The organism is Peptidiphaga sp. (assembly GCF_057238965.1).
The window spans coordinates 1-20,764 of record NZ_DBHHEV010000021.1 but is presented as its reverse complement, the minus strand read 5'-3'; the positions used below and the strand labels follow the sequence as shown (position 1 = coordinate 20,764).

Annotated in this window: 16 protein-coding genes and 1 pseudogene; 12 read left to right on the top strand and 5 right to left on the bottom strand. The window is 67.1% G+C overall.

Going from position 1 to position 20,764, the window contains the following annotated elements; all coding sequences use genetic code 11:
* Window positions 1–172: 172 nt before the first annotated feature.
* Window positions 173–970: an RCC1 domain-containing protein gene (locus tag ACO48X_RS04115; RefSeq protein ID WP_485000856.1), complete on the top strand. Its 798-nt coding sequence runs from the start codon at window positions 173–175 to the stop codon at window positions 968–970.
* Window positions 971–1,551: 581 nt separating this feature from the next.
* Here ACO48X_RS04115 and ACO48X_RS04110 read toward each other — a convergent pair.
* From ACO48X_RS04110 to ACO48X_RS04095, 4 genes are all read right to left on the bottom strand, one after another.
* A complete protein-coding gene (locus ACO48X_RS04110) occupies window positions 1,552–1,794 on the bottom strand; it encodes a hypothetical protein (protein ID WP_485000854.1) in 243 nt (80 codons plus the stop codon).
* A 35-nt stretch (window positions 1,795–1,829) separates the two neighbouring features.
* On the bottom strand, window positions 1,830–3,020 hold the full coding sequence (locus ACO48X_RS04105) for an alpha/beta hydrolase (RefSeq protein ID WP_485000852.1): 1,191 nt from the start codon (window positions 3,018–3,020) through the stop codon (window positions 1,830–1,832).
* A 152-nt stretch (window positions 3,021–3,172) separates the two neighbouring features.
* Window positions 3,173–4,408 carry a homoserine O-acetyltransferase MetX gene (gene metX, locus ACO48X_RS04100; protein WP_485000871.1) on the bottom strand — a complete coding sequence of 412 codons (1,236 nt, stop codon included), beginning with the start codon at window positions 4,406–4,408 and terminating at the stop codon, window positions 3,173–3,175.
* Window positions 4,409–4,620: 212 nt separating this feature from the next.
* Window positions 4,621–5,907 carry an O-acetylhomoserine aminocarboxypropyltransferase/cysteine synthase family protein gene (locus ACO48X_RS04095; RefSeq protein WP_485000850.1) on the bottom strand — a complete coding sequence of 429 codons (1,287 nt, stop codon included), beginning with the start codon at window positions 5,905–5,907 and terminating at the stop codon, window positions 4,621–4,623.
* 622 nt (window positions 5,908–6,529) lie between these two features.
* On the opposite strand from ACO48X_RS04095, the gene ACO48X_RS04090 reads away from it, so the two are divergent.
* The 3 genes from ACO48X_RS04090 to ACO48X_RS04080 all read left to right on the top strand — a co-directional run bounded on the left by ACO48X_RS04090 (window position 6,530) and on the right by ACO48X_RS04080 (window position 10,698).
* On the top strand, window positions 6,530–8,254 hold the full coding sequence (locus tag ACO48X_RS04090; protein ID WP_485000848.1) for a C40 family peptidase: 1,725 nt from the start codon (window positions 6,530–6,532) through the stop codon (window positions 8,252–8,254).
* A 577-nt stretch (window positions 8,255–8,831) separates the two neighbouring features.
* A complete protein-coding gene (locus ACO48X_RS04085; protein WP_485000846.1) occupies window positions 8,832–9,488 on the top strand; it encodes a TetR/AcrR family transcriptional regulator in 657 nt (218 codons plus the stop codon).
* 16 nt (window positions 9,489–9,504) lie between these two features.
* Window positions 9,505–10,698, top strand: a complete 1,194-nt coding sequence (locus ACO48X_RS04080; RefSeq protein WP_485000844.1) for an MFS transporter — start codon at window positions 9,505–9,507, stop codon at window positions 10,696–10,698.
* Window positions 10,699–10,749: 51 nt separating this feature from the next.
* Here the strand turns inward: ACO48X_RS04080 and ACO48X_RS04075 are convergent, their stop codons facing one another.
* Entirely contained in the window at window positions 10,750–11,250 is a 501-nt protein-coding gene (locus ACO48X_RS04075; RefSeq protein WP_485000870.1) for an inorganic diphosphatase, read from the bottom strand.
* Window positions 11,251–11,325: 75 nt separating this feature from the next.
* On the opposite strand from ACO48X_RS04075, the gene dacB reads away from it, so the two are divergent.
* The 8 genes and pseudogenes from dacB to folK form a co-directional block, all read left to right on the top strand.
* Window positions 11,326–12,669 carry a D-alanyl-D-alanine carboxypeptidase/D-alanyl-D-alanine endopeptidase gene (gene dacB / locus ACO48X_RS04070; protein WP_485000869.1) on the top strand — a complete coding sequence of 448 codons (1,344 nt, stop codon included), beginning with the start codon at window positions 11,326–11,328 and terminating at the stop codon, window positions 12,667–12,669.
* 82 nt (window positions 12,670–12,751) lie between these two features.
* On the top strand, window positions 12,752–13,660 hold the full coding sequence (locus tag ACO48X_RS04065; RefSeq protein WP_485000842.1) for a zinc-dependent metalloprotease: 909 nt from the start codon (window positions 12,752–12,754) through the stop codon (window positions 13,658–13,660).
* Window positions 13,660–14,715, top strand: coding sequence for a tRNA lysidine(34) synthetase TilS (gene tilS, locus ACO48X_RS04060; protein ID WP_485000840.1), 1,056 nt, complete (start codon window positions 13,660–13,662; stop codon window positions 14,713–14,715). Before ACO48X_RS04065 ends, tilS begins: the two co-directional genes overlap by 1 nt.
* Window positions 14,702–15,256, top strand: coding sequence for a hypoxanthine phosphoribosyltransferase (gene hpt, locus ACO48X_RS04055; RefSeq protein WP_082902948.1), 555 nt, complete (start codon window positions 14,702–14,704; stop codon window positions 15,254–15,256). The genes tilS and hpt overlap by 14 nt, the downstream gene beginning before the upstream one ends.
* A 301-nt stretch (window positions 15,257–15,557) precedes the next feature.
* Window positions 15,558–17,378 (top strand): annotated as a pseudogene (ftsH, locus tag ACO48X_RS04050) (ATP-dependent zinc metalloprotease FtsH); the annotation flags it as partial.
* A gap of 1,065 nt (window positions 17,379–18,443) precedes the next feature.
* A complete protein-coding gene (gene folE / locus ACO48X_RS04045; protein ID WP_485000838.1) occupies window positions 18,444–19,121 on the top strand; it encodes a GTP cyclohydrolase I FolE in 678 nt (225 codons plus the stop codon).
* Between the two features lie 11 nt (window positions 19,122–19,132).
* Entirely contained in the window at window positions 19,133–19,966 is an 834-nt protein-coding gene (gene folP, locus ACO48X_RS04040) for a dihydropteroate synthase (protein WP_485000836.1), read from the top strand.
* On the top strand, window positions 19,963–20,764 hold an 802-nt coding region (gene folK / locus ACO48X_RS04035; protein WP_485000834.1), incomplete at its 3' end, for a 2-amino-4-hydroxy-6-hydroxymethyldihydropteridine diphosphokinase. The genes folP and folK, both read left to right, overlap by 4 nt.

Here is a 20,764-nt window from a genome sequence, read left to right as displayed (position 1 = left end):
CGTGGGCAAGTATCAACTATGTCTGAAAACCAAGAACCAAGACATATACTGCTTTCGCCCTGTCCTTACAAAAGGTCAACGAAAAAGGTGGGGCAACTACCTCCCCTCGATTCCTTTAAGCAGACGAGTAGAAAGTGTCATTCACACAGGCTACAACGTCTGCACAACCGACATGGTGGACGCTCTCAAGTGCGGCGGCCTCAACGACAGGCGACAGCTCGGCAGGAACGTCCGTTACGAGTACTTGTCTAATACTTTCTTGCCGGAGGCAGTGACAGACGTTGCCGGTGCGGGGGATCATTTGTGTGCGGTTGTCGAGGGGCAGGCACGGTGTTGGGCGGGCAATTCTTATGCGCAGAGCACCGGCAACACCAGTTCGCCGCCCGGCGACGTCTACCCGGAAGACTCGCGCCCGGTGGCCTTGCCTGAGAAGGCCGACACGGTCACCGCCTCCGAAGGGTCGAGCTGCGCCCGGGGCGCATCCGGGTCGGTCTACTGCTGGGGAACCAACCGCCGCGGCGAACTCGGCGTGGCGGCCGACATCGGCCGCCACGCGCCTCACTCGGTGGTGACAGTGCCCCTGCCGCGCCCGGCGGCCACACTCTTCGACCGGCGCACCGCCACATCCTGCGCGGCCCTGGACGACGCCTCGGTCTACTGCTGGGGAGGCATCCGCGCCCCCGACGGCGCCTACGCCCCCGGCCCGGCCCGCCTGGCCACAGACACAGACATCACGGACATGTCGGGAAAGATCGCCCTGACCGCCGCAGGCCGGCTCGTCTACGTCGAGACCGGCCTCTACAACCGCGCCACCGGCACCGTCCCGGCTGCGCTCACGCCCCTGGACGCCCGCGGACGCGTCGTCAGCATCTCCGGCCACCCCCACGGCATCGACTGCTGGGTCACCGCCACCGGAGCCGCCTACTGCCTCAACACCCACAAACAAACCGTCCAAATAGCACAACACTGAACCTCCACTTTTCCTCGCACCGAGCAACGTCGTCTCACGCGAAATGAGGTCTTCTCGCGCCGAGCAACGTCGTCTCGGGCTAGGCCGTTGTCTCGTGGCAGGCGGCGTCTCCTCGCGCCGTGCGCAAGAACTCGAAGGAAGACCTTGGAAAGCCTTGTCGCATACACATCAGGCTTGCCGGATGAGGGCTGCCGTTGCTGTGTCCTTTTCCCACGCGCGCTGGGAGGGATCACCGCGTCCCTTTGTCCGGTAGCGGGTCCTGACCCTTTTCCCACGTGCGCTGGGAGGGGTCATGGTGACAGGGAAGGCGGTTACGCGATTCCGTTTCTCACGCGCGTTGGCGGGGATCACGCGCGCTGGCAGGGATCGCGTGCGCCTCTTGGACTCGGATCTCGCAATCATTCCTTATTCCGTGTGGGCAGGAAGCATGACATCCTTATTCACGTCCGAATTGCGATTGGCCACCTTGTCTCCCGCGGGCAATGAGTATCAGGATGGCAACTGTCGAAACGGCAGCGGGTCGCATACGCGCCGGGTCTGTCCCGAACTGTGCGCCGGGGACGGATTGAGCTGGAGGCGGGTCACATACGCGCCGGGTCCGTCACATAAGCCCTCAAAAATCGCCCGATTTCCTCGAAGGCCCGCTCCCGCACCTCGCGTCGGGAGAAAGTGACGTCGTGGACGGCGTCGTCGAGCTTGACGAGCGTTGTGTGGCTCCCCAGCTCAGGCACGCGTTTCCAGATTTGTTTGACGTCGAGCACCGAGTCGACCGCCCGGAAGTCCTCGCTCCAGGTGTTTCCGGTCAGCGATCGCGCGGATGTCAAGACGAGGATCGGACATCCGACGTCGAGGCCGGCGGCTACGCGCGCATGGCCGTTGAGAACGGCCGACAGCCCGGCCGCACGGGCGCGCCCGATCCGGTGCGAAACTCGGGCTTCGGATTCCATCCCGTTGTCCAAAATGGGTCGTCCGACCCCTCGTGCCCGGGAACAGCCTCGGCACCGGGATCGGGCCGCCAAGCCGTGAGGGCGCGCTGGTAGAAGTCGTCTTCGGCCGTCGGCAAAACAAACGTCGGGGACGTGCGGGCGAGAATTTCGACGACGGGGGCTCCCGCCTGCCGCATCCCCGTGGAACCGTGGTACTCCAGCCACGGCGAATTCAAGACGAGCCCGTCCGCCGCACCGGGATGCCGGTCAGCCCAGAGCGCGCAAGCCAATCCGCCCGTTGAATGGCCGTAGAGGACCAGCGGAATCTTCGGCCCGAGCTCCCCGTATATGAGGTCGCGGCAGATGTGAAGCTCGTCGTCGTACTCGTCGAAATCGCGAATGTAGCCAAACGTCTGCCCCTCTCGAAGCGAACGGCCATACTTTCGCAGATCCACCGCGTAAAACGCGCCGCCGATCGAATCGACATAACGCGCCAGCTCAGTCTGGTAAAAATAGTCGTTCCACCCATGGACGGCGAGAAACGCGAACGCCGGGTTCCGAGGATTGCTCTTCCGGCCCTCCGGCTCGGGGCTGCGCCCTACTTCGGCGCCGCGCTTCCTTTCGGTGCCGCGTTTCTGTTCTGTATCGGGTTCTCCTTCGGCGGCGTGTTTCGGCTGGTCGGTGCGTTTCTGTTCTGTATTGGGTTCTTTTTCGGCGGCGTGTTTCGGCTGGTCGGTGCGTTTCTGTTCTGTATTGGGTTCTCCTTCGATGGCGCGTTTCCGCTCTACGCTGCGCTCCCGCTCGACGCCGGGGCCGGCGTTTTCTCCTGGTAAATGCGGTGCAGCGTCGGGGGCGGCGGTCTTCTCCGATGAATGCGCTGCAACGCTGAGATCTGTGTTCTCTCCTGCTGAATGCTGTGCAACCCGCGAATCCGCGATCTTCTCCGGTGAATTCTGGGCGACGTCGGCGCGTGCACGATCCGCTTTGCCTGCTTCGACATTGGACGTTTCGGGTCGGTAGCGCACGACGGTCGTGACGACGGCGCCCTCCTCGTCGTCGGGAAGGGAAAATGTTCGAGCGAAGAAACCCGGTCCCAGGAAATCCGGCTCCCATCTTTCTGCCATGGCTATATCCTGCCACGCCCAACCTGACTTGGCCTGCTCGGACAGCAGCTCTGGAATCGCCGCCATGTTCTGTCGCCGCCGTCGAACTTCTAGCGCGCCGCCGACGCCTTGGAAGGCGCATCGGCCCGCGCATTGGCGCTTGGACGGCCGGGCTAAGCCCGGCCCTCGTCGAGCTCGCTCAAAAACTCCCTCAAAATCGCCGTGACCTGGTCGTTTTCGATGAGGAATCCGTCGTGGCCGTGGCGCGAACGGACGGTTGCCACGCCTTTGCAGCCGGGCAGGGCAGCCGCCAGCATCCGCATGTCTTTGGGATAGAAAAGCCGATCGGAGTCGACCTCTACGACGAGAGCCGGAATCGTCATATTTTCGAGCACCTTGTCCACGCCGCTGCGGCCCCGCCCGATGTCATGCGTCATGAACGAACGCGTGATGACGAGGTAGGAATTGGCGTCAAAGCGCATGGCCAGCTTATAGGCGTGGTAATCGAGATAGCTCTCGACGGCGTAGCGCCCGCCGTGAAGGGGATCCTCGCCCTCTTGGGCGTTGCGGCTGAAACGCGTATCGAGCTCAGGCGCGCAGCGATAGGTCAGGTGGGCGATTTCCCGCGCGAAGCCGAGGCCGAAGGCGGGGCCGTCGCCCTCCGGCGCGTCGTAGTAGTTTCCTCCCCGCCATTTTGGATCGCCCTGAACGGCCTTGAGTTGGAAATGTGCGAAGGCCACCTGCTCGGCCGTGGAAGCCGGCCCCGAGACGAGCACGGCGATGGCCCCCACCCTTTCTGGGAACGACGCCGCCCACTCCATCGTCCGATTCCCTCCGAAGCTCGCGCCGGCGACCAGCGCCCAGCGTTCGACCCCGAGCAGGTCGGCCAGCTTCGCCTCCGCCGCGCACATGTCGCGGATTGTCGCCTCGGGGAATCGGGGCCCCCAGGGCCTTCCGTCGGGCGCCAGGTCGGCCGGGCCGGTGGTTCCCTGGCATCCGCCCAGGACGTTGGGGCACACCACGAAGTACCGGTCGGTGTCGATGGCGAGGCCGGGGCCGACGATGTCCTTCCACCACCCTGACTTCCCGTCGCGGCTCGTTGCGTGCGAATCCCCCGTCAGAGCGTGGCACAGAAGGATGGCGTTGGAGGCGTCCTCGTTCAGCTTCCCCCATGTTTCGTAAGCCATGCGCACGTTCGGCAGCCGCCCGCCGAGCTCCAGCTCGAGGGGGCCGACGTCGGCAAACTGCCGCTCGCCCGGGTCGTCCCCCTCGCGCCACGCTCCGGTGACCGGAATCGTCAGACGCGGGCGCGGATAATAGCCGGTGTCGAAGTCCCCGATGGGCTCGGCGTCGGTGACGTGGTCGAGCGGCGGGTGCCCGACCAAAAAATTCGGCAAGTTGATTGGCATCTGCTGGCTTCCGTTCGTGGGTGTGGCCCTGCCCTCGGCCCGCGATGGGCCAAGGGACGCCGATTGGCCGAAGGTCGACGGCCGGGCCGACGGTCGGCGATGGGCTGACTTGCGCCGCTCGGGCTGAGGCGGGTGCTCGGGCTGAAACAGACGGTCGGCCTGAAGCGGGCGGTTGGCTTGGCGGTCGGCGATCGACTGCGACATCGCTGTGTTCAGGCCGTCGCCGCGGCGATCGCCTGATCGAGGTCGGCCAGGATGTCCTCGATCGACTCGATGCCGATCGAGAGGCGAACCGTCCCCGAGGTGATTCCGGCCGCCAGCAGCTCCTCCTCGGTCATCTGCGAGTGGGTGGTCGAAGCCGGATGGATCGCCAGCGAGCGCACGTCCCCGACGTTCGCCACGTTGGAAAACAGCTTGAGCGCCTCGATGAAGCGCTTTCCGGCGTCGGCGCCGCCTTTGATTTCGAAGGTGAAAACCGATCCCGCGCCCTTCGGCGCGTATTTTTGCGCGAGCTCGTAGTAAGGCGAGGAGACGAGGCTGGAGTGGCGGACCGATTCGACGCCCTCGTGCCTGTCCAGGAATTCGACGACGGCCTTCGCGTTGGACAGATGCCGCTCCACTCTGAGCGAAAGGGTCTCCAGCCCCTGAGCCAGAAGGAAGGCGTTGAAGGGGGAGATGACGGCGCCGGTGTCACGCAGCAGCACCGCGCGAATCCTCGTGACGAACGCGCCGGGCCCGATGGAGGCGAATGTCAGGCCGTTGTAACTCTCGTCCGGCTCGGACAGCAGCGGGAACTTGCCGTTCGCCCAGTCGAAGTCGCCCTTCTCGACGATGGCCCCGCCGAGCGACGTGCCGTGGCCGCTGAGGAATTTCGTCGTCGACTCGACCACGATGTCCGCGCCGTGCTCGAAGGGCCTGACGTTGTAAGGCGTGCCGATCGTGTTATCGACGACCAACGGAATGCCGTTCTGGTGCGCGATTTCCGAAAGGGCCTCGATGTCGAGGATGTCGCCCTTGGGGTTGGGGATGCTCTCGCCGTACAGGGCGCGGGTGCGGTCGTTGACGAGCGCGCGCCACGATTCGGGGTCGTCCGGATTCTCGACGAATCTGACGACGATGCCGACCTGGGCGAGGGTGACTTTCAGGAGGTTGTACGTGCCGCCGTACAGAGACGGCGACGCGACGATCTCGTCGCCTGCCTGGGCGAGGTTGAGGAATGTGTAAAATTCTGAGGCCTGCCCCGAGGCGACGAGGAGCGCCGCTGCGCCGCCTTCGAGGGCCGCAAGCCTTTCCTCGAGGACCCCCTGCGTGGGATTGGTGATGCGCGTGTAGATGTTTCCCGGCGCCGTCAAGGCGAAGCGCCCGGCCGCCGTTTCTGCGTCGGGGAAAACGAAGGACGTCGTCTGGTGAATGGGAAGGGCGCGAGAGCCGTAGTCGGAATCGGGGGTCTGGCCCGCGTGGATTTGGAGGGTGTCGAAGCCCCATTTCTTGTCGGTCATTTCTGCTCCTTATGAGTTCCGGGGCAAGTAGACACGGCAGCGCGACGACGGTCGCATAGTTCTCGCTTATGTTCAGCTGCCGAGCAAGCCCGCGTGGGACAATGTGCGGATGGCTTGCAGCGCAGCGCCGGGCCGGTGAGCGGGGCGTGCGCTAGTTGGGCATTCGCATGAACATGACCCTAAGCATAGACTCCCCGGGGGAGGGCAGGTCAAGCTGAAGGCGGCGGGCGGCCGGTCAAGCTGAAGGCGGTGGGTCAGGCTGAAGGCGGCGGGCGGCCGGTCAAGCTGAAAGCGGTGGGTCAGGCTGAAGGCGGCGGGCTTGGGTGAGGCAGGCCGGTCGAGATGGCGAAGGCGCCGATCTTGACGGTGCGAGCGTCTTCCGTTGCGAGAGGCTTCTGGCTTTGGGCCGGGCAGTGTGCGGTGAGCAATTCTGGATTGCGGCGGCAAGCGCCGCTTCGCCGTCGTCGGGTCGAATTACCCGCGTGTTATTCGTGTGAAAAGTGTTACCGATGTGCTATTGGGAGGGTCGGTGTTATATATTTGTGATCATTGTGAACAATGTTCGTGATGAGGAGCTCGGGAGGCGGGCTTCCGCTCGGACACAAAGAAACCGGAGGAATACGTGAGTATTCGCAAGTGGTACAAGGGCGCGTCGGGGGCGATTGCGTTGGCGCTTTCGGCCGCCGTCGTCCTTCCGGCTCGCGCCGACGACGGGGGCGACGCCGACATCGCTGCTTCGAAGGAGGCCGAGCAGCACACAAAGGCGGACATCTCCAACACGGAGGCCCGTTTGACCCAATTAGGCGTGAAAGCGAACAGGCTCAAGGTGGGCGCCGCCAAGGCTGAAGCCGCGTCGATTGCCGCTCGGCAGCGGCTTTCGACGTCGATCGGGGAGGCGATGGGCGCCCAGGACGCCGTGGACTCTGCGGACAAGCAGGTCGACGCCGCGCGCAGGCAGCTTTCGGGAGTCTCGACGTCGATCTACAAGCACGGCGCCCGGGCGGTGGCCGGAGGGCGCTTCAGCCTGGGCGCCGCAGACTACCGCCAGGCGCGGGAAAAGGCCCGTGCCTACAGAATCCTCGCAAACAAGACGAACCGGGACCTCCAACGTTTCAAGAGCGCGCGGTTTGAGGCTGCGACGCTGCAAAAGAAGGCCGACGACAAGGCGGCGGCCGAGAAAGATGTGGCGCAGAAGGCCGACGAGGCGTCGGCCGAGGCTTCGCGCGTGGCCTCCGACGCGGAAACCGAGATTCGGACCATTTCGGCGGAGCGCGATCGTTTGATTTCGAAGCTGGCCGCTCAAAAGGGGACGACGGCGGAACTGGTGCGCAGGCAGCAGGACGAAAAGGAGGCCGCGGCCAAGGCCGAGGCCGAGCAGGAGTCGCAGCGGGTCGTCCAGACCGCGAACGAACGGGCATTGCGGGCGGCATCCCAGGAGGCGGCCCAGCAGACGTCGTCCCAACAGGACGACGGGCAGCAGGTCGGCGCGCAACAGGCCGAATCCTCAAGCGCGGCGCAAGCCGCCCCCGCGGCGGAGGGCGGCGAGAAGCCGGCGGCGGCCGATCCTTCTGCTTCCCAGGCTGCGGGCTCGCAAGCGGGGGCTTCTCAGCCGACGCCCGCGCAGGAAAAGGCGTCCCAGGCTGAGGCGCAAGAGCAGAGCCAAGCCTCGAAGCGCGCCGAGGCGGAAAGGCAGCGGCAGGCCCAAGCCGCAGCGCAAAGGCGGGTCCAAGCCGCCGTGGCGCAACGCCAGGCGCAGCAGGCCGCCGCGGAAAAGCAGGCCGCTCAACAGCGGGCGGCGGAACAGCAGCGAGCTGCAGCCGCCCAGCGCCGCGCTCAGGCGGCGGCCGCGCAGCGCCAGGCGCAGCAGGCCGCGGCTCAGAAGGCTGCGGAGCAAAGGGCGGCAGCCCAAGCTGCGGCCCAGAAGCAGGCCCAAGAGCGGGCCGCCGCTGAGGCCGCTCGCCAAAAGCAGGCTCAGGCAGGCGGCGGGTCTTCCTCCGCCGTCGGCGCGCAGATCGTCGCCTACGCGCGCCAATTCGCCGGAGTCAGATACGTGTGGGGCGGAACGAATCCCTCAAGCGGATGGGACTGCGTCGGCTTTACGCACTACGTGTACACCCACTTCGGACGCGAGACTCCGCGGCGGACGGGCAGCTACCTCGGCCAATTCTGGAAGGGCTATAAGGTGGTTCCCGCCTCGCAGCGCCAGCCTGGCGATCTCATGTGGTGGCCGGGGCACACCGGAATCTACACGGGCAACAACATGCACATCGCCGCGTGGAATCCCTCGATGGGAACACAAGAGCGCAAGGTGTGGGGGAGTCCGGTCTACCTGCGGATCATCGGCTGACGAGCGGACAGTCGGCGCAAATCAACGGCCGACCGGGACGGCCGGTCCCGCTCCCGCATGGGAAAAATCGGCCGCCGGCCGCGCGCATGGGCATAATTGGCGCGCGGCCGGCGGGCGTGTGGAGGCGCCGTCGATGGCTCACGACGCCCGGCACGGCATTCCACGCCGAGCGCGAGCCGAGGGCTCATGGCCCGGGCCTCGCGAGAGGCGGCCAACGGAGGCGAAGCACGCGCGAAGGGGCGGGCCCGACGGCCCGCCCCTTTTGCAAATCAATCTTGCTGGAACGGATCTTGCTGCAGACGGGTCTCGCCCGCAGACGCCTGGCGGCGGACTGCTTCTGGCCCTCGCGGCCGACGTTCCCGCCGCCTTCCCCGCAGGTGTGTGGCGGCAGAGGTCTGAGACTTTTATCGGGCACAGGGCTTGCGGAGGGCAACGACTTTTGACGCCCGTGGCCCTTTGGCTCTAAACAGGTTGCCGCATATGTGCGCCTCTCATACATACGTGTTAGCCTGTATGTATGAGACGTTCTGCTGAAGACGCAAAGCGAACGCGTCTGTCGCTGTGCAAGGCGGCGCTGATGGTTTTCGAAGAAAAAGGGTGGCGGGGGGCGACGTTCGAGGCGATTTCCGAGCGTGCGGGGGTGACGCGCGGCGCGCTGCACCACCATTTCGGCGACAAGCGCGCGTTGCTGCGCGAAGCGCTCTCGTGGGGGTGGTCCGAATACGGCGAACGGCTTTTCGCGGAGTCGGACGGCGACGTCGAGGCGGCGTCGTGGTTGTCCGGCCTGTTCACCGCGTACGTACGGCTGCTCTCTGAAAACCTGATGTTCAGAGCTCTGGCCTATACGACCGTATTCGTCGCGCCGCAAGGGTTCGGGCGCGTTCCCGCGAAGGCCTCGAATCCGGCCGAGAAGGCCCCCGGGGCAGGCGGGGAAGACGCCGACTCGGTCGAGGAAAACTTTGCGTTAGACGAGAAGACCCCCGAATGGGGCGAGAAAGCCTCTGGATGGGCTGAGAAAAGCTCGGGGTTGGACCGTTGGCACGCGCGAATCGCTGAATTGCTCGCCTCCGCCTCGCTCCCCGCGGGCGCGTTGCCGCCCGATCAGATCGCGAGCCTGACGCTCGTGTTGCTGCAAGGGTTCACCGTTACGGCGGTGACCCGGCCACAAGACCTTCCGCAGCCCCAAGGCCTCGACGCAGTGGTCGCTGCTCTGGTGAGGGGGTTGCTCTCCTAGAAAGACTTTGATTCTCATGACTGTTCCACACAATCCCCCAACCGGGGGAACCACGCCGGCGCGAGCGCTCGTCGTGTCGTCGGCCGCCCTGTTCACGGACATGCTCGTGCACGGTTTGGCCGTTCCGGTTTTGCCGCGTCTTCCCGCGGTAGTCGGGGCGGGGTCGGCTGCCACGGGAGTGTTATTCGCCTCCTACGCCGCGGCGATGATCATCGCCACCTTGTTCGCCGGCCGCGTCGTCGACCGGCACGGCCCTCGAACTCCGCTGCTGATCGGACTGGGCGGCCTGGCCGCCGCGACGCTGCTTTTCGCGACCGGCGGCCCCTACTGGCTGCTGATGGTCGCCCGCCTCGCCCAGGGCATCGCGGGCGGCATGTCCTGGGTGGCCGCGCTCTGCCTCATCGCTGCGACCACGCCGATGGAAAAGCGCGGCCAGTCAATGGGCGTCGCGCTGTCGACGATCACCCTCGGCGTGCTCGTCGGCCCGCCGCTGGCGGGGCTCCTCGTCGAGCATTTCGGCACCGCGTCCCCCTTCTTGTTCGCCGCAGCCGTGGCCGTCGTCGACGGCGTTATGCGGATCATACTGGTGAAAGAATCGCCTCGGGTCACGGACGACGCCGCAGGCCCCCTCGCCGTGCTGAGGGTGCCGGGGTCCTTCTCGATCGTGCTCGCCGTCGTCGTCGGCGCGGCGGTGCTCTCCGGGGTCGAGCCGGTGCTGCCGGTGCACCTGAAAGCCAGTTCGCTGACCGTCGGGTTGCTCTTCGGGCTTGCGGTGCTCGCCTCGATCACAGTCAATCCGATCGTCGGGCGCTTCGTCGCGGCCGTTTCGCCTCGGCTCTTCGTCGGAGGCGGCGTTGTCGCCGCCGCGACGGCGCTCGTGGTGATCGGCGTGGCCGACGAAATGTGGCAGACAAGCGCCGGCATGGTTCTCCTCGGCGCGTCCTCCGCGCTGCTCCTGACGCCCTCGACCACGCTCATGAGCCAGCAGGGGAGCCGTTCCGTCCCGCCCACGCTGGGCGGGTCCTTCGCCCTCTACAATCTCGCCTACGCCGGCGGGCTGGCGGGCGGTCCGCTCCTGACCGGATTCGCCGTCCAACGTGCAGGGTTCGCCGCGGCGATGGCCGTCGCCGCCACGGTGCTCGTGTGCCTCGGGATTGTCGCCGTCGCGCGGCTCCCGCGTTCGCTTCGGGAGCAGGCGGATTTGGCCTAGCCGCGCGCTTTGCGCTTCCCCTCGGCGGCATGCCGCCCGCCTCGGCAAGTCTCAGCAGTGGTCGTAGTAGTGCTCGTCGAGGGCCCGCTGGAAGGACGCCTTGATCTCCGCCTCGGCCTCTTGGCGGCCGACCCAATGCGCGCCCTCGACCGACTTTCCGGGTTCGAGGTCCTTGTACACCTCGAAGAAATGCTGAATTTCCAGGCGGTGGAACTCGGAGACGTCGTCGATCTCCGTGCGCCAGGAGGCACGCTGGTCGCCCGCGGGAACGCACAGCACCTTGTCGTCTCCGCCCTTCTCGTCGCGCATGCGGAACATGCCCAGCGCGCGGCAGCGTATGACGCACCCCGGGAAGGTCGGCTCGTCGAGGAGCACGAGGGCGTCGAGGGGGTCCCCGTCCTCGCCGAGGGTGTCGTCGATGAATCCGTAGTCGTCCGGGTAGCGCGTCGAGGTGAAAAGCATGCGATCGAGGCGAATGCGGCCGGTGTGGTGGTCGAGTTCGTACTTGTTGCGGTTGCCCTTGGGGATCTCGATGGTGACATCGAATTCCATCATGTGCGCACTCCTTCGTCGGTCGCCCGGCGTGCGATGGCCGCCGGACCATGCGAAACTTGCATAGTGAAACGGATGACGGTCCTCGCGACGGCTTTGGCTGTGGCCCTCGGCGGCTACGTCGTTGCCGATGCATATGATATTACCCCGGGCTTTCTCACCACGCGGCCCACAGAGAGCGAAGCGCTTCCCTATCCCAGCGTTTCCTCCGCTTCCGCCCCTGAGGCGCTCCCGTCGTGGAACGCGGACGCCAAGGTCGACAACGCTGCGGTCACCTCTGCGCTGGGCTCGCTCGCCGCCTCTCCCGAGGCGCACGGACACGTCTCCGCCGTGGTGGCCGACGTCGCCACCGGCAAGACGATCGCCCAGCTGGAGCCCGACGCCGCCCGTGCGCCGGCGTCGAACATGAAAATCGTGACGGCGGCGGTCGCCCTGCGGGTTCTGGGGCCCGAGACGACGCTGAAGACGACGGCGAAGATCGAGGGCAAGACGCTCTATCTCGTCGGCGGAGGCGACGCGCTCCTCGGGGCCGGGGGCCCAAATCCCGCGTCCGTCAACGGAAGGGCGGGAATCGGCGAGCTTGCGGACAAGGCCGCCGACGCCGCCCGCAAAGCCGGAGTCACCGAGGTGGCCGTCGATTCCTCGCTCTTTTCCGGGCCCCAGCGCAATCCCAGCGTCACGGGCGGCAACGCATCCTTCGTCATGGAGCTGCGCCCCCTGGCCGTCAACCAATCGCGCAACTCCGGCAAGGCCTACACCGCGAACCCCGACATCCAGGCGGGGCAGGCCTTCGCCAAGGAGCTGGCCGCCCGCGGGGTTCCCGTTTCAGGCTCCGTCCGCCGCAGCCAGGCCCCGAAGCAGGCGCGGGAAGCGGCTTCCGTGGAGTCCGCCCCCGTCCGCGACCTCGTCGACTTCATGCTCAAGCATTCGGACAACACGACGGCGGAGATCCTGGGCCACCTCGTCGCGGTCAAATCAGGCGAGCCGGCGAGCTTCGAGGGCGCCGGCCGAGCCACGCTCGCCGATCTGAAGAAGATAGGGGTGAAGGCCTCCGGCGTCGTCATCGACGACAACTCGGGGCTTTCGCCGAAAAACCGGCTGAGCGCCTCCCTGCTGAACGAAATCGTGAAGAAGGTCGCCTCGTGCGACGGCTGCGCCCTCGAATCGATCACGTCGGGCTTCCCGGTTTCCGCGCTCGACGGCACACTGGACGACAGGATGCACGGCAGCGCGGCGGCCGGCAAAGTGCGCGCGAAGACCGGAACGCTGTCCAACGCCGCCTCGCTTTCCGGTTTCCTCGAAACGAAGAGCGGCAGGCTGCTGACGTTCTCGATTCTGATCGACGGGATCCCCGACGGCTCGTTCACCTCCGCCAGGCATGCGATCGACGGCTTCGTCGTGTCCCTGGCGGGCGCCTGAGGAGCGCGGAACGCTGCGCTGGCGGCGAAAAAGGCGGGGTCGGCGATGGCGCCTGCCCGATCGCGGGGATACGGTTGTCTCCATGGCGACGATCAACCCTGAAATGTCACGCTCCGTAGCCCGCTGGCTTTCCGGCGCGGGTCCGTCCGTGTCGGCGACCCAGGCGCGCGCGGTCGTGGACCAGCTGCACTCGCAGGCTCGCCGCGCTCCTGAGATCGTCGCCGACGTCACCGGCCTCTCCGAGGCGGCGGCCGTAGCGCAGGAGATCCCGGTATTCGTCGTCGACAGAGCCGGGTGGGCGAAGGCCGCCGCCGACTCCGCCGGCGGCCTCCTCGGGCCCGCGCTCGCCGCAGGGACCGGAAAGCTTGCGGATTTCTGCGGCTCCGTCGAGCTGGCGCTCGGGGCCAGCGTGCTCGCAGCAAGGGTGCTCGGCCAGTATGACCCTTTGGCGAAGCGCCTTCTGCTCGTCGCCCCGAACGCGGCGGCCTTCGCCGCGAAATACTCGCTCGACCGGCGCGACCTCTCCCTCTGGATTTCGGTTCACGAGCTGACCCACGCCGCGCAATTCGCGGCGGCGCCGTGGATCGTCGACTATCTCGTCTCCCGCCTCCGCTCGCTGCTCGAGCAGGACGACGTCGATCTCGAAAGCGGGTCGGCCGCCGAGGCAATGTCCATGATGAGCCTGCTCGAAGGCCACGCGGAGCACGTCATGAACGCCGTTCCCCTCTCGCTCATGCCGTCCAAGCGGCGGCTCGTCTCCTCGATGGAGCGGCGCCGGGCGGCCAAGAATCCGCTGAAGTCCGTTCTTTCGAAGGCGTTCGGCCTCGATCTCAAGGCGGCCCAATATCGCAGGGGCTCCGCCTTCGTCGGCGCGGTCGTCGACGCCGTCGGGCACGCCGGATTCAACAAGGTGTGGGAGAATCCGCTCCACGCTCCCACGCCTGAGGAAATCGACGCGCCCAGCGCATGGATTCAGCGCGTCGGGGTCTGATGGGAGGACCGCATCCCGCTCTCGCCCGCACGCGGCGCGCCGTGGAGGAAGCGTTCGACGCCGCCGGCGTGGGCACCGGATCGAGCGTGCTGCTGGCCGTCTCCGGGGGCTCCGACTCGATGGCCCTCGCCCAGGCGGCTGTTTTCGTGTGCCGGCGCGAGGGGATCGTCGCCTCGAGTCTCACCGTGGACCACGGGTGGCGCGAGGGCTCAGCCGACGAGGCCGCAAGCGTCTGCAGCGCGCTCGAAGCCATGGGCGTTGAGTCCGCAGGTGTGGCGCGGGTCGAATCGAAAGGCGAGGGCGGCGTCGAGTCGGCCGCCCGCGCGGCCAGGTACGCCGCCTTGGCCGAAGCGGCCAGGTCGATGCCCGGCCGGGCCGCGGTCGTATGCGGGCATACCGCCGACGACCAGGCCGAAACCGTCCTGATGGGCTTGGGCCGCGGTTCCGGGCCCCGCTCAATCGCGGGCATGCCCGCCGTCGGCGCGTGCCCCGGAGCCCCCGACGTGCCGCTCATCAGGCCCTTTCTGGGGCTTCGCCGCGCGGAACTTCGCCGGGCGTTGGCGTCGGAGGGCGTCGAATGGGTCGAGGACCCCACCAACGACGTCGATTCGCCGGTGCGCGCCGCCGACGGGTCGCTTTTGCGCCGGGCGGCCGTCAGGCACCGCTGCATGCCGGCGCTCGAGGATTCGCTCGGCCCCGGCGTGGTGGAGGCGCTCGCGCGAACGGCCGCGATGATCCGAGAGGACCTCAGCGCGCTCGACGGGTTCGCCGAAGAGATCGACGCGAAGCTCGGCGCCGAGCCGTCCGTGCGGGAATTGGGCGGATTGCCCTCGGCTCTTCGCACCAGAATCCTTCGCCGTCGCGCCATCGACGGAGGGGCCAGGCCCGGAGAGCTCACCTCGTGGCACATCGCCACCCTCGATTCCCTGGTTTCGCGGCGGCGCGGAGGGTCGAGCCTCGACCTTCCAGGAATGAGGGTGACAATCGACGAAGGTCGGATAACATTCGATGGGGCAGTTCCAACGAATCGGGAGGAGAACCGTGGAAGCAGCTGACATGGGCGGGGACCTTGAGAAGATCCTGCTGACCGCAGAGCAGATAGACGCGCGCCTTGCGCAGCTCGCTGCGCAAATCGACGAGGAGTATCGAGGCAGAGACCTCCTGCTCGTCGGAGTGCTGCGCGGGGCCGTCATGACGATGGCCGACCTTTCGCGGAAGATCCGCATTCCGCTGGAAATGGACTGGATGGCCGTCTCCTCCTACGGTTCGGGGACGAAGTCGTCCGGCGTCGTCCGCATTCTCAAGGACCTCGACACCGATATTCAGGGACGCAACGTGCTCATCGTCGAAGACATCATCGACTCGGGGCTCACCCTTTCCTGGCTGAGATCCAACTTGCTCTCCAGGGGGCCCGAATCGGTGCGCATAGCGACCACTCTGCGCAAGCCCGAGGCTGCCAAGGTCGCGATCGACGTCGACTACGTCGGTTTTGACATTCCGAACGAGTTCGTTGTGGGATATGGACTCGACTACGCCGAGCGATACCGCCACCTCCCCTTCGTGGGAACGCTCGCGCCGCACGTTTATGGAGGCTAATGTGACCGAAGAAGAACGCAACGAAGGCGCGCCCGCACCCGTGCCTTCGCCCCGAAGCCGGAGGGCAGCCGCGCAGAAGATGCAGATCGAAGCCGAATCCGCAGAAGAGCGGACGGACGGATCGAATGGCGACGAGCCTGGCGGCGCCGGGCAATCGACCGGCGGAAGCGGGCGAACCGACGCGGACGCGCCCCGGCGGCGCAGCGCCGGGGCCTCGCGCCCCGCAGGCCGAAGCGCCGACGGCGCCAAACCCGGCCAAAAGGAAACGCCCAAAGACGCGAAGGATCGCAAGAAGCGGTCCATGCGTCGAATGTTCACCGCTTTCTTCTTCGTCGGCGTCGTCGCTTCGGGCCTGTGGCTCTTCTTCGGCGGCGAGCACTTCTCAGCTGTCAAAACTTCCGAGGGAATCTCGCTTCTCAAAGGCAAGCAGGTCGAGCGGGTGCAGATCACCGAGGGGACGCAGCAGGTCCGCCTGTGGCTCTCGCAGCCGACGAAGGCGACCGACGAGAAGGGGAAGAGCCACGACGGCGGCAAGCGCCGCAGGCCGAGCAGATCGCGAGGCTGACCGAACAGGCGAAGCCGAAGCTCGGATACGACTCGATCGTGCCCCAGGCCTCGATCTGGTCCTCGATCTTGACGATGGCCGTTCCGATGCTCATCATCATCGTGGCCTTCATGATCCTTTTGCCTCGCATGCAGTCGGGGATGGGGGCCTTCGGCAGGATCAAGGACCGCAAGCAGCTCGACCCGGACAAGCCCGACGTCACCTTCAACGACGTCGCCGGGGAGGACGAGGCCGTCGCCGAGCTGCGGGAGATCACCGAGTTTCTCACCGCGCCCGAACGCTTTCACGCGCTCGGGGCGGAGATCCCCCGAGGAGTCCTCCTTTACGGGCCTCCCGGAACGGGCAAGACCCTCCTGGCCAGGGCGGTGGCGGGCGAGGCCGGGGTGCCCTTCTATTCGATCTCGGCCTCCGAGTTCGTCGAAATGTTCGTGGGCGTGGGCGCCTCGCGCGTTCGGGACCTGTTCAACAAGGCCAAAGAAAATGCGCCGGCCATAGTCTTCGTCGACGAGATTGACGCCGTGGGCCGCGGCCGCGGCGTGGGAATCGGCGGCGGCAACGACGAACGCGAGCAGACCCTCAACCAGCTCCTCGTCGAGCTCGACGGCTTCGACTCGCACTCCAACGTCATCCTCATCGCGGCGACGAACCGGCCCGACGTGCTCGACCCGGCTCTGCTGCGCCCCGGCCGATTCGACCGCCAGATCTCCGTGGACGCCCCCGACCTCAGGGGGCGCGAGGCCATCCTCAAGGTTCACGCCAAGGGCAAGCCTTTCGCGCCCGACGTCGACCTGGCCATGGTGGCCCGGCGCACGCCCGGATACACGGGAGCTGACCTGGAGAACATCCTCAACGAGGCGGCTTTGCTGGCCGCCCGGTTCGGGCGCCGGGCGATCGGCGTGCCCGACGTCGATGAGGCCATCGACCGCGTCATGGCCGGTCCGCAGCGGCGCTCGCGGCCGATGAACGATCAGGACAAGCTGTTGACCGCCTACCACGAGGCGGGCCACGCGCTGACGGCGGCGGCTCTGCACAACGCCGATCCGGTGACCAAGGTGACGATCCTGCCGCGCGGGCGCGCCCTCGGCTACACGATGGTCCTGCCCACCGAGGACCGATACTCCGTCTCCCGCAACGACCTGCTCGATCAGCTGACCTACGCCATGGGCGGGCGCGTCGCCGAGGAAATCGTCTTCCACGATCCGACCACCGGCGCGTCGAACGACATCCAGAAAGCCACGAGCATAGCGCGAAGCATGGTCACCGAGTACGGCATGAGCGCCGAGGTCGGGATCATCCGCCTCGCCGCCGAAGACGCCGACCCCCTCGAGCGGACCATGGGCGGCGGCGGAGAAGTCCATTCGGACGGAATGGTCAGCGCGATCGACGTCGAGGCGCGCGGACTCGTTGAGAACGCCCACCGCGAGGCCTGGGCGATTCTCGCGCAAAACCGGGGAATCCTCGACATTCTGGCCTCGCGGCTCATGGAGAAGGAGACCGTGCTCGAGTCCGAGCTCAAGGAGATCTTCGCCGACGTCGTCAAGGCGCCCGTGCGCGAAAGGTGGCATGTCTTCGAGGTTCCGGCCGAGCTTTTGGCGGCCACGGAGATACCGCCGATCGAGATCCGCTCCCCGCAGCCCGTCAAGGGAAGGCATGCGGCCGCGCCTGTCGATTCCGACGCGTCGGCTGCTCCCAGCCCGGCTGCTCCAAATCCGGCCGTGCCCAGCCCGGCTGCTCCAAATCCGGCCGTGCCCAGCCCGGCTGCACCAAATCCGGCCGTGCCCAACTCGGCTGCTCCCAGTTCGGCTGTTCCGAGCTCGGCCGCGACAGGCCCGGCCGCGCCGGTCAGTTCCGTCATTCCGCCCGCGGCTGCAAACGCCGGCGGTTCGGCTTTTGCCGATCCCGGGAATGCGGACAGCTCGGCTGCAGGCGCCCCCGAGGAGCCTCCCGCAATCCCCGACGGGGGCGACGAGCTTGAGGAATCCGCGGCCAAGCCTTCGACGGCCGGCGAGCCGGGAACGGTTCTGTCCCCCTCGGTTCCGGCGGCCCCCTCGGCGCAGAGCCCCGACCCCTTGGGCGACGTGACGATTCCCGAGCTTTCTGCCGATGCGGCGCCCCGCGCCCCCATGGGCGGCTCGACGCCGAACCTCCCGGGCGACCCGAAACTGCCCGACCCCCTGGCCGATTCGGCCCCGAGCGGTCTTCTTGGCGATCCGGCGTCGAGCGATCCGGCGAACGAAGCCGACTCCTCTGACTCCCGGGACGGTTTGCCCGCGACCGACCGGCTGCCGAAGGTCGATCCGCTGTCGGCGACGGAACGGCTGCCGAAGGTCGACCCGTTGCCCGCGACCGACCAGTTGCCGAAGGTCGATCCGATGTCGGCGACGGAACGGCTGCCGAAGCTCGACCCGCTGTCCGGGCCGAGCCCGCTCTCGTCATCCGCGTCGCTCGATCCGCTCTCGACGCCCGGCGGTCCGCTCTCTGCCTCCAGCCCGCTCGATCCTCTTTCAAGGCCTTCGCGGGCGTCTGCTTCCAGCCCGCCCTCGGCGTCGTCTCCTGACGATCCCGCAGGCGACGCCGATTCCGACGGCGGCGCCGACCCGAGCGGAAAGCCTGAGCCGAGCGATGGCTGAGGGCAAGGCCCCGGGGCCTGAGGGAGGCGAGAGAGGCAAAGGCCGGAGCCCCGCGGACCGCGCGGAGATAGGGCAGAAGGACAGCGAAGGCTCCGCCCGCCCGAACGGCGGCTACGACGAGGCCGCGGTCGAAGAGGCGATTCGCTCGCTGCTTCGCGCCGTCGGGGAGGACCCCGAACGCGACGGGCTCGTCGACACCCCGGCGCGCATGGCGCGATCCTTCAAGGAGATTTTCTCGGGATTGCGCCAAGACCCCGCCGACGTGCTCGAGGCGAAGTTCGACATCGGGCATCAGGAGATGATCATCGTCAAGGACATCCCCTTCTATTCGACGTGCGAACATCACCTGCTGCCGTTCCACGGCCATGCCCACGTCGCGTACATCCCGAACGCCGACGGCAAAGTGACCGGCCTATCGAAGATCGCGAGGCTTGTGGACGGATACGCCCGCAGGCCCCAGGTGCAAGAGCGGATTGCCACGCAGGTGGCTGAGGCTATGGAAAGCCGCCTCGGGGCCAGGGGAGTGCTCGTCGTCATCGAAGCCGAGCACATGTGCATGTCGATGCGCGGGGTGAACAAACCCGGCTCACGTACCGTAACATCGGCAGTGCGCGGAGTTCTCCGCAACCAGGCAACCCGCAGCGAGGCCCTGAGCCTCATCCAAGGGTAAGGAGAGCCAACATGTTGCCAGCAACGCTGCCCACGGGCCGCTCCCTCGTCATGGGCATCCTCAACGTCACGCCCGATTCTTTCTCCGACGGCGGCCTTTACGTCGACACCGACGTCGCCGTCGAGAAGGCTTACCGCATGGTGCGCCAAGGAGCTGACATCGTCGACGTCGGAGGCGAGTCCACGCGCCCGGGCGCCACGGCCCTCACCGCCCGCGAAGAATGGAACCGCATCGGCGCGGTTGTGACGGCTCTGGGAAAGACCGACATCGTGGTGTCCGTCGACACGTATCATGCGGACACGGCGCGCCGGGCAATCGACGCCGGGGCCGAGATCGTCAACGACGTGACCGGAGGGGCCGGCGACCCGAACATGTTCAGCGCCGTAGCGTCGAGCAGCTGTCTGTACATCCTCCAGCACGGCAGGGGGAACGCCCGCACCATGAACTCTTTGGCGAACTACGGCGACATCGGGGCCGAGGTCGCCGACGAGCTGACCGCCTCGGTCGACAGGGCCGTCTCGTCCGGGGTCGACGCCTCGCAGATCGTCGTCGATCCGGGCTTCGGCTTCGCCAAGGTCGGGAACGACGATTGGGACCTCGCCGCCAACATGGCGTCGATCATGGAGCTCGGCATGCCGGTCCTCGTCGGGGTCTCCCGCAAGCGTTTCCTGGCCGAGATCCACAACGGCCGCTCCGGCCCCGCCCAGCGCGACGACGCGACGGCGGCCCTCACCGCCTACTTCGCCGAGCTTGGCGTGTGGGGCGTGCGAGTGCATGAAGTCGCGGCATCCAGGGCGGCCGTCGAAACGGTCGCGCGTTTGCGCACGGCGGGCGCCTACCCGTGAGCGACACGGTCCGCATCGAGGGAGTGAGGGGGCACGGCGCGCACGGAGTGCTCCCCGAGGAAAAGCGGCGCGCACAGCCGTTCGTCGTCGACGTCGAGATGGAGGTGGAGCCCGCCGCCGCCGACTCGATCGAATGCACGATTTCCTACGCCGACGTCGCAGCCGACGCCCTGGCCGTCGTCGAGGGCGAAAGCGCGGACCTCGTCGAAACCCTCGCGGCCCGCATAGCCGAGCGCGTGCTTGCGCGCGGAGCCCTCAGAGCCGCCGTCACCGTCCACAAGCCGGAAGCCCCCGTCGGCGTGCCGTTCTCCGACGTCTCTGTGACAGTTCGCCGGAACGGACCCCTCGTGGACGGCGGGACGATACGCCGCGCCGTCCTCGCACTGGGGTCGAATCTGGGGGACGGACGCGCCCATCTCGACGCCGCCGTCGAGGCTCTCGGCGCCCTCGACCTGCACCTGATCGGGGTTTCCGATTACTTGTCCACAGACCCCGTGCTCGCGCCGGGACAGGAGCCGCAGCCGCGATACACTAACGCTGTGGCCACGGTGACCACGGCGATGTCGCCGCTGGCCCTGCTGGCCGAACTCCAACGGATCGAGGTTCGCGGCGGCAGGGTGCGTGAACGGCGATGGGGGCCGCGGACAATCGACCTCGACATCATCGACGTCGAGGGTGTCGCAAGCGTCAATCCCAGGTTGACTCTTCCTCATCCTCGCGCGGGCGAGCGCCTGTTCGTCCTCGAGCCGTGGGCGCAGATAGAGCCCGAGGCGACGTTGGGCGGCGTGCCGATAGCCC